The following is an 8,129-nucleotide window of genomic DNA, read 5'->3' as shown; positions in this document are numbered from 1 at the left end:
CGTTCGAGGACTGGCGACGGATCGACTCCGCCGAGATCGCCCGCGGCGGCATCCGCGGCCGCGAGCGCACCAAGATCGAGGCCTGGCACGACCTGCTCGACCTGGTCCGCCACGACGCGTGAGCGCCGGTCGGGGGCACCGTCCCGGCGTGCCGTCGGCGAGGTGGCTGCGTAGGCTGGCGCCGTGATCAAGCACATCGTGATGTGGAACTTCGCCGACGAGGCCGAGGGGCGGGAGAAGGAGACCAACCTCGCCGACGTGCGGGACCGACTCGCAGGTCTGAAGGGTCTCGTGCCGGGCATCGTCGAACTGGAACCGGTGATCCCGGTCGACCCGTTCGAGCACAGCTACGACCTTGTTCTGTACTCGGTGTTCTCCTCGCCGGAGGCGCTCAAGGCCTACGCGACCCATCCCGAGCACGTGCAGGTGGCGACCTTCATCCGTTCGGTGGCCACCGAACGGGTCTGCGTCGACTACGAGGTCTGAGCGGACGCGGACCGTAGCAGGCTGCGCACGGTCCGCCGGGCCAGGTCGGACGCCGCGTCGAGGTCGGTGAAGAAGCCGACCACGTTCATGGACGCGGCACCGTGCGCCACCACCATGAACTGGGGGACGAAGTCCACCGCGGCGCCGGTGTCTCCACCGGTCGCGTCAATGGCGCGGAGCAGGATGAGGTCGCTGACCGCTCGTCCGGCGTGGCGCAACTCCTCGTCATGGACGCCGCGCAGCTCCGGCGCGTAGACGACGTCGAAGCCGGTCCGCCGGGTGGCGGCGAACCGGACATAGGCGGCGGCCGCGGCGGCGACCGCCTCCACCGGGTCGTCGCCCGCGGCATCGACGGCCTCGCGCATGGCCGAACCCAGCTCCTGGGCGGCCTTCGTGGCCACGGCCACGACGAAGTCCTGGCGACGGGGGAAGTGGCGGTAGGGCGCCGCGGCGCTGACGCCGGTGCGCCGGGCGGCCTCGGCCACCGAGAGCGCGGGCAGCCCGCCCTCGGCGACCAGTGCGGTGCCGGCGTCGATCAGGGCGGCACGAAGGTCTCCGTGGTGGTAACCCATTCCGGACCAACTCCTCTCCTCGACCTGATGTAAGGCCGATCATACATAGCCTCTTGCCGTCTATGTTATCCCGCTCTTACAATGTAAGAGATCACTAACACGGAAGGACGCCCACGATGAGCGCGATGCCCTGGGGAACGATGAACGGCTGGATCCGGCTGGAGGCGGAGCAGCGGGGCGCCTGGACCCGGCTGAGGGTGCAGGATCTCCGCAGCGCGCAGGTCGCGCGTACACCGCGTCCGGCCGAGGCGGAGCTGACGCTGCTGAGGACGCCGGTCCCGGAGTGCGCGGCGGACGCGCAGGCCGACGCCGCCTGAGGGCCGCTCCCACCGCGTCTCCCGAAGCCTGTGAATCCGGGGTGAGTCCGGCCCGGAGGCGAGTGCTGGCGGGACGGGCTTCTGGCCGGCCCTACCATTGTGCGGGGGCGACGGGCTCCCGGCTGCCGCGGCGGCCATCAGCACGACGGAGGAATCCATGGAACCGGTGAGTCGTCGCGCAGCGATGCTGGGCGCTGCAGGGGTCGCGGGCGCCGCCCTGGTGGGCTGCTCCACCGAGGCACCTGCCCAGACCCAGACCCCGACGGGGGAGACCACGCCCGCCGAGTCCGCGTCGGCGTCCCCGACCGCGACACTCGACTCCACCCCGCGCTGGCCGCTGACGGGAAGGGTGCTGAAGAACGAGGACGCGGCCAAGCACATCGCGGTGGCGGTGAAGGTCCCCGACAACCAGGGTGAGCACCCCCAGATCGGCCTGGACAAGGCCGACATCGTCTACGTGGAACTCGACGGTTACCCCGCGGCGGTGGGCCAGTCCGGCACCCGGCTGGTGCCGATCTTCCACTCCCAGTTCGCCGACACGGTGAACCCGGTCCGCTCGATCCGCCCCGTGGACATTCCCATGCTGAGCCCGATCACAGCGATCATCGGCAACACCGGCGCCTTCCCGTGGGTGCTGGACTACGCCAAGGAGTTCAGCCAGTACCTGGTCTGGAACAAGTCGTACATGGCCACCAAGGGCACCGGGTCGTACAGCATCCTCGGCAACCGGGTCCGCACGTTGAACGGCATCACCTACTACGACCGCGCCGTGGCCTGCCATCCGAAGGTGCTCGCCAAGCAGACGAAGAAGTTCTCCGACGGCCCCCAGCAGATGTACTTCCCGTGGGCGTCCTCCGAGGAGGAGGTGAGTACCGCGGTGGCCGGCAAGGCGGCGACCTTCATCAGCGTGCCCTGGAAGAAGGGCAACACCTACCCGATGAGCTACACGTGGAGCAAGAAGCAGGGACGCTACCTCCGCTCGATGCCGTGGGGCAAGCACGTCCTCGCCGACGGCACCCGCGTCTCCTGCGACAACGTGCTGGTGATCAAGGCCAAGCAGACCTTCGGAAAGATCTACTCCAGCGGCAAGGTGGTGCCCCACTACGGCGGGCACGACGAGCCGATCCACATGATCATCAACACCAAGGGCACCTTCTACTACGCCAACGGTGGCGCGTACGTGAAGGGGACCTGGACGAAGGGCGAGGTGAACGAGGTGTTCCAGTTCACCCTCGACGACGGCACCCCGCTGAAGATGGCGCCCGGCCAGACCTTCGTCGAACTGCCCAACACCACCTCGAAGATCACGATCAAGGGGTAGTCCAGCCTCCTGCGGGGGGACGCCGCAGCACGGTGCCGGCGGCGCTCGGGGGATAGGGTCGCCCGGTGCGATCAATGGTCCGGATCCTCGGCGTCGCCCGAGAGTTGCTGCCCGCCTACGCCGCGATCGTCGTGGCCGGCATCCTGGTGGCCTCGACGGGGCTCGCCATCCCGTTCATCGTGAAGGCGGCCACCGACGAGGTGGTCGCGTCCATGGCAGGCGCCGGCGGCGGAGTACCGGCCGTCGTGTGGCTGGCGTTCCTGCTCCTGCTGGTGGACCTGGCGAACACCCTGATCACCAACGTCGGCGGGTACATCGGGGACGTGATGGCGCTGCGCCTGCGCTCGATCCTGTCCCGCAACTACTTCGAGAAGCTGCTGCGGCTCCCGCAGCGGTACTTCGACTCCGAGCTGACCGGGACGATCATCTCCCGGCTGCAGCGCTCGATCACCGAGACGGCGAACTTCCTGAACATGTTCGCGAACAACTTCCTGCCGATGCTGATCACGCTGTTCGCCGCGCTGGCGATCATCGCGTGGTACTCGTGGTGGCTGGCGCTGCTGATGGTCGCGGTGTACCCGATCTTCACGTGGCTGACCGCGATCACCTCGAGGCGCTGGCAGCGGCTCGAGATCGCCAAGAACACCGAGTTCGACGTCGCCGGCGGCCGGTTCGCCGAGGTGGTCGGCCAGATCCGGGTGGTCAAGAGCTTCGTCGCCGAGGCGCGCGAGCTCGCACACTTCGGCGCCCACTACGACGCCACGATCTCCCTCACCCGAGAGCAGTCGGCGTACTGGCACCGCATGGACGTGGTCCGCAGGGGTGCGCTCAACGTCATCTTCTTCGCCATCTACGCGATCATCTTCGGCCTGACGATCTCGGGGCAGTTCACCCTCGGCGTGATGGTGCTGCTGATCCAGCTGGTCAGCCTGGCCCGCCAGCCCGTCCAGGGGATGAGCTTCCTGGTCGACTCCTCGCAGCGGGCGATCACCGGGTGCCGCGACTACTTCCTGGTCATGGACGAGCCGGTCGAGACCACCGGCCGGGTCGCTGCCGCCCAGACCCCGCGTCCGCACGAACCCCGCACGGCGGTCGGCGAGCCGATCGTCGAGTTCAGGGACGCCCATTTCGGCTACGCAGGGGACACCGAGGTGCTCAAGGGGGTGAGCTTCCGGGTCGATCGCGGTGAGCGGGTGGCGTTCGTCGGCGAGTCGGGCGTCGGCAAGACCACGCTGGCGAGCCTGCTGCTGGGGCTGTACCCGCTCACCGCGGGCGAGCTGGTGGTCGACGGGCGCTCCGCGGACACGATCCCGCTGCCGGAACTGCGCGCGCAGGTCGGCGTGGTGTTCCAGGACCCGTCACTGTTCTCCGGGACGATCAGGGAGAACATCGCCTACGGCCGCCCGGAGGCGAGTGCGGAGGAGATCGTGGCGGCGGCCCGGCGGGCGCATGCGCACGGGTTCATCTCGGCGCTGCCCGGCGGCTACGAGGCGGAGATCGGAGAGCGGGGCGTCAAGCTGTCCGGGGGCCAGAAGCAGCGGATCGCCGTGGCCCGCGCGCTGCTGAAGGACGCTCCCGTCCTCGTGCTGGACGAGGCCACCAGCTCGCTGGACTCCAAGGCCGAGCGGCTCGTGCAGGAGGGCCTGGAGGAACTGATGGCCGACCGCACGACGCTGATCATCGCCCACCGGCTGAGCACGATCAGTTCGGTCGACCGCATCATCACGCTCCGCGAGGGCAGGATCGAGGAGGTCGGCACGCCGGCGGAGCTGGCCGCGACCGGCGGCATCTACGCGGAGCTGCTCGCGCTGCAGGGGGCGGCGACGAAGGCGGGCCGCAAGCAGCTCCAGCGCTACGAGATCCTCGGCTGACCCGGACCACGGGCCCCCTCCGGCGCCGGGCGGGGACCCGGCCCGGGTGGAGGGGCGGACACCGGGGGCGTGGCAGGATGCTCCGGGTGAGACGGACGCGGCTTCTCGAGGGCTCCGATGCGACCGTGCTCGCGGAGGTCCTGATCCGGACGCGGGCGTTCCTGGAGCCGTGGGAGCCGGTGCGCCCGGACAGCTACTTCACCGCCGCCGGCCAGGCGGACGCGGTCGCGGACTCGCTGCGCAGGCACGCGGCGGGGACGATGCACCCACGGGTGATCCTGGACGACGCCGGCGCGGTGGTGGGACGGATCAACCTGAACAACATCGTCCGTGGCGCCTTCCAGTCGGCCAGTGTCGGCTACTGGCTCGCCGAGGAGGCGGGCGGGCGCGGCTACGCCACCCAGGCCGTGGCCGAGATCGTGGACGTGGCCTTCGGCGACCTGCACCTGCACCGGCTCGAGGCGGGGACGATCCCCGACAACGTCCGCTCGCAGGCGGTGCTGCACCGCAACGGCTTCAGCCGGTTCGGCTATGCGCCCGCCTACCTGCAGATCCGCGGCCGCTACACCGACCACCTGCTGTTCCAGAGGCTCGCTCCCGGGTGACTGTCCGACCACATCCCGTCCGCTGTGTCATGCTGTCTGAACGCAGGGCCGTGAGGCGCCCTCCCAGACGGAGCACGAATGACTGAACAGCTCGGGGCCTCGGAGTCCCGGCCCAGGAAGCGCATCCTGTTCCTGTTCTCGGACACCGGCGGCGGCCACCGCTCCGCGACGGAGGCGATGATCGAGGCGCTCGAGGAGGAGTTCCCCGGGCGGTTCGACACCAGAATGGTCGACTTCTTCCGCGACTACTACCCCAGCCCGCTGCGGTTCGCGCCCGAGATCTACCCGCCGATGTCGCGGCTGCCGCAGGCGTGGGGGTTCACCTTCAAGGCGTTCGACAGCCGCGGACGCGCCAGGGCGGTCACCCAGATCTCCTACCCGTACGTGCGCAGGGGCGCCCGGCGACTGCTGCACGAGAACCCGGCCGACCTGATCGTGTCCGTGCACCCGCTGGTCAACACCCACCTGATGCGGGCGATGCGGCACTCGCCGCGTCCGTTCATCACCGTGGTGACCGACCTCGTCTCCGCCCACGCGCTGTGGTACGACCGTCGCGCCGACCTGGTCGTCGTACCCACCCAGGAGGCGAAGGAGAGCGCGATCGGCTTCGGGATCGCCGAGGGCAACCTGCGTGTCATCGGGCTGCCGGTGGCCGCACGCTTCTCGCACCCGCAGGTCGACCGCGAGCGGTGGCGGGCCAGGATGGGCTGGCGGAGCGACCTGCCGGTGATCCTGCTCGTCGGCGGCGGGGACGGGATGGGCCCGCTGAAGCGGGTTGCCAAGGCGATCAACGATGCCCGCCTCGACGCCACCCTCGTGGTGGTCTGTGGACGCAACGCCGAGCTGAAGGCCGACCTGGAGGCGGTGGACTGGAGAATGCCGGCCCACATCTACGGGTTCACCACCCAGATGCCGCAGTTCATGGCCGCCTCGGACATGCTGGTCACCAAGGCGGGCCCGGGCACGATCAGTGAGGCCTTCATCAGCGGCCTCCCGCTGGCCCTGTACGCGCGGCTCCCCGGCCAGGAGGACGGAAACGTCCGCTACGTCGAGCAGTTGCGCGCGGGGGTGTGGACGCCACGTCCGCGCGAGGTGGTGGATGCGGTGCGGCGCTGGGTGGAGGACCCCGACGCGCGGGCCGCGGCGTCCGCGGCGAGCCGGAGGGCCGCCAAGCCCGACGCTGCCAGGCAGATCGCCAGGCTGATCGCGGACCAGGTCGGCGTCACCTCCTGACCCCTGCGAATCCCCACCGCCGATCCCGGGCCCGACCAGGTGACCCACGCTCGGCGGGGAGGCGTCCCTGAGCCTCGTTCAGTCCGCTCACAGGCCCTGTTGGGGTCGGTTCGCTACCCTCGCTGGGGTAGATCTTCGAGGGATGTGACGCAGGTAGTGACGGAAGAGAAGCAGGAAGAGGCCGAGGAGAAGGAACCGATCAGGGTCAACTTCTCCCTGCCGCAGATCATCGGTGGCGCGCTCGCGGCGTCGACGGCGGCGGTGATCGGCTCCCAGCTCGGCGTCGCGGGCACGGTCTTCGGTGCCGCGGTGGCCAGCATCATCGGTGGCGTCGCGGGCACGCTGTACAGCGCGGGGATCGACCGTACCCACCGGAGGGTGAGCGACGCGATCCAGCGGGGCTACGAGAAGGTCCGCGGGGACGAGCACTACGACCCGGACGCCACCCAGGGGCTGGCCGCGGACGGCGGCGAGCCGCCCTCATCGGCGCGGCCCTCGCCCGACAGCGTGCCGACCCAGGTGCTGGCGGATGTGCAGGACGGCATCTTCCGCGGCGAGGACGACGAGACCCGGGTCGATCTGGCCCCGGTCCCGCGCCAGCCGGAGCAGAAGAAGAGCCACAAGCGGCTCTGGCAGGTGATGGCGCTGACCGCGGGGGCGATGTTCCTGGTCAGCCTCGCCGTGATCACCGTGCTCGAACTGGGCCTGGGCCGGGCGCTGGACGGCCAGGGTGGCACCACGGTGTCCCAGGTCGTGCGGCCCTCGGCGAGCAGCACGCCGACCCCGACGGTCACGGTGACCGCGACGCCCACGTCGAGCCCGACCGCGACGGCGACCCAGACGCCCACGGCGTCGGCCACTCCGACCGCGACCCAGACCGCGACCCAGGATCCGACCACCCAGGCGCCGACGACCGCGACCGCCACGGCCACGACGACCGCGACCGCCACCGGCACTGCCAGCGCGCAGCCGGTGGGCGCCGCCACCCCGACGGCAGGCTGACGGCGTACCGCGGGGCATCGGACCAGGAGGCCGGCCGAGCGCCGGGACGCGAGGGCGGACCTCCGCGGGTGTCGCGAACCCCGGCGGCCTCAGAAGCTGTTCACCATGAAGGCGGCGGCTCGCGTCACGTACTCGCCGAACTCGGTGCGCTCGGGCTCGGCGAGATCGAGGCTGTCCAGGGCATGGTTCATGTGGGCCAGCCAGCGGTCCCGAAGGTCCGGGGTGACCGCGAACGGGGCGTGCCGGATCCGCAGCCGCGGGTGGCCGCGCGTCTCCGAGTAGGTGTGCGGACCACCCCAGTACTGCTCGAGGAACAGGCGCAGTCGTTCCTCGGCCGGCCCGAGGTCCTGCTCCGGGTACAGCGCGCGCAGTGGCGGGTCGGACGCGACGCCGCGGTAGAACTCCGCGACCAGCCGGACGAAGGTGTCGTGTCCGCCGACGCGCTCGTACAGCGGGGCTTCCGGTTCCATCGGTCCATTCTGCACGGCGTGGCGGCGTCCGCGGATCAGCCGGATTGGTCCGACCCCCCGGCTCGGGCTACCGTCGACGCGTGAGCGGATGGGTGCGGCTGGCGGGTGTCCTCGCCGCCGTCGCGGTCCTGGCCGGCACCGCAGCCGCTGTCCCGCCCCCACCGCCACCGGACCCGCGCGCCCAGACCGCGGCCTCCCGCCCGGTCCGGGAGGCGACCGAACTCCGCCTGCCCTCCGCGGGTGGCGCCGTGG

The 8,129-nt window shown here is 70.6% G+C and carries 9 protein-coding genes; 7 read left to right on the top strand and 2 right to left on the bottom strand.

Annotation, left to right across the window (positions count from 1 at the left end):
- Positions 1-183 precede the first annotated feature (183 nt).
- Positions 184-486: a Dabb family protein gene (locus tag QM633_RS14805; protein WP_415154535.1), complete on the top strand. Its 303-nt coding sequence runs from the start codon at positions 184-186 to the stop codon at positions 484-486.
- Here the strand turns inward: QM633_RS14805 and QM633_RS14800 are convergent.
- The gene (locus tag QM633_RS14800) at positions 474-1,058 is read right to left on the bottom strand and encodes a TetR/AcrR family transcriptional regulator (RefSeq protein ID WP_415154534.1); all 585 of its coding nucleotides are present in this window, start codon (positions 1,056-1,058) and stop codon (positions 474-476) included. The two genes, QM633_RS14805 and QM633_RS14800, sit on opposite strands and share 13 nt — an antisense overlap.
- Before the next feature lie 116 nt (positions 1,059-1,174).
- Between QM633_RS14800 and QM633_RS14795 the strand changes: the two genes are divergently transcribed.
- From QM633_RS14795 to QM633_RS14770, 6 genes are all read left to right on the top strand, one after another.
- The gene (locus QM633_RS14795) at positions 1,175-1,375 is read left to right on the top strand and encodes a hypothetical protein (protein ID WP_415154533.1); all 201 of its coding nucleotides are present in this window, start codon (positions 1,175-1,177) and stop codon (positions 1,373-1,375) included.
- A 157-nt stretch (positions 1,376-1,532) separates the two neighbouring features.
- Entirely contained in the window at positions 1,533-2,696 is a 1,164-nt protein-coding gene (locus tag QM633_RS14790) for a DUF3048 domain-containing protein (protein WP_415154532.1), read from the top strand.
- A gap of 65 nt (positions 2,697-2,761) precedes the next feature.
- Entirely contained in the window at positions 2,762-4,567 is a 1,806-nt protein-coding gene (locus tag QM633_RS14785) for an ABC transporter ATP-binding protein (RefSeq protein WP_415154531.1), read from the top strand.
- A gap of 86 nt (positions 4,568-4,653) precedes the next feature.
- Positions 4,654-5,172, top strand: coding sequence for a GNAT family N-acetyltransferase (locus QM633_RS14780; protein WP_415154530.1), 519 nt, complete (start codon positions 4,654-4,656; stop codon positions 5,170-5,172).
- Between the two features lie 78 nt (positions 5,173-5,250).
- A complete protein-coding gene (locus tag QM633_RS14775; RefSeq protein ID WP_415154529.1) occupies positions 5,251-6,405 on the top strand; it encodes an MGDG synthase family glycosyltransferase in 1,155 nt (384 codons plus the stop codon).
- 156 nt (positions 6,406-6,561) lie between these two features.
- Positions 6,562-7,407 carry a hypothetical protein gene (locus tag QM633_RS14770; RefSeq protein ID WP_415154528.1) on the top strand — a complete coding sequence of 282 codons (846 nt, stop codon included), beginning with the start codon at positions 6,562-6,564 and terminating at the stop codon, positions 7,405-7,407.
- Between the two features lie 89 nt (positions 7,408-7,496).
- Here QM633_RS14770 and QM633_RS14765 read toward each other — a convergent pair whose 3' ends face one another.
- Positions 7,497-7,877, bottom strand: a complete 381-nt coding sequence (locus QM633_RS14765) for a globin (RefSeq protein ID WP_415154527.1) — start codon at positions 7,875-7,877, stop codon at positions 7,497-7,499.
- Between the last annotated feature and the right edge of the window lie 252 nt (positions 7,878-8,129).

Source organism: Propionicimonas sp. (assembly GCF_047606205.1).
Lineage (GTDB): Bacteria > Actinomycetota > Actinomycetes > Propionibacteriales > Propionibacteriaceae > Propionicimonas.
Note: the sequence above shows the minus strand (reverse complement) of the source record. Positions and strands in the feature narration are given on the sequence as shown.